Below are 656 nucleotides of genomic sequence, written 5' to 3'. Positions count from 1 at the left end.
CGATGATGTGGACGATCGCCTTCATGCTGACCTTTGTGATCGGCGGCATGACCGGCGTTCTGCTCGCAGTGCCGCCGGCCGACTTCGTGCTGCATAATAGCCTGTTTCTGATCGCCCACTTCCACAATGTGATCATCGGCGGCGTGGTGTTCGGCATCTTCGCGGCCATCAACTTCTGGTTCCCGAAGGCCTTCGGCTTCAAGCTCGATCAGTTCTGGGGCAAGGTCTCGTTCTGGGGTTGGGTCCTCGGCTTCTACTTCGCCTTCATGCCGCTCTATGTGCTTGGTTTGATGGGCGTCACCCGCCGCCTGCGCACCTTCGACGATCCGTCGCTGCAGATCTGGTTCATCATCGCAGCGTTTGGTGCGGTTCTGATCGCCATCGGCATCGGTGCTTTCCTCGTTCAGATCGCCGTCAGCATCTGGAACCGCGAGAAGCTGCGCGATACCACGGGCGATCCCTGGAACGGGCGTACGCTGGAATGGGCAACGTCGTCGCCGCCGCCGGATTACAATTTCGCCTTCACCCCGGTCATTCACGACAATGACTCGTGGTGGGATATGAAGCGCCGCGGCTATACACGTCCGCTGGAAGGTTTCCGGCCGATCCACATGCCGAAGAACACCGGTACCGGCGTGATCCTCTCTGTCCTGGCT

General features: G+C 59.9%; 1 protein-coding gene. It reads left to right on the top strand.

Annotated elements, in window-relative coordinates:
• Window positions 1-656: cbb3-type cytochrome c oxidase subunit I (locus AC1DU6_RS34330; protein WP_477862933.1), on the top strand; the 656-nt coding region annotated here is incomplete at both ends.

The sequence above is a fragment of the Roseateles sp. P5_B10 genome, from assembly GCF_056400485.1.
This window is presented reverse-complemented; position numbering and strand designations above follow the sequence as displayed.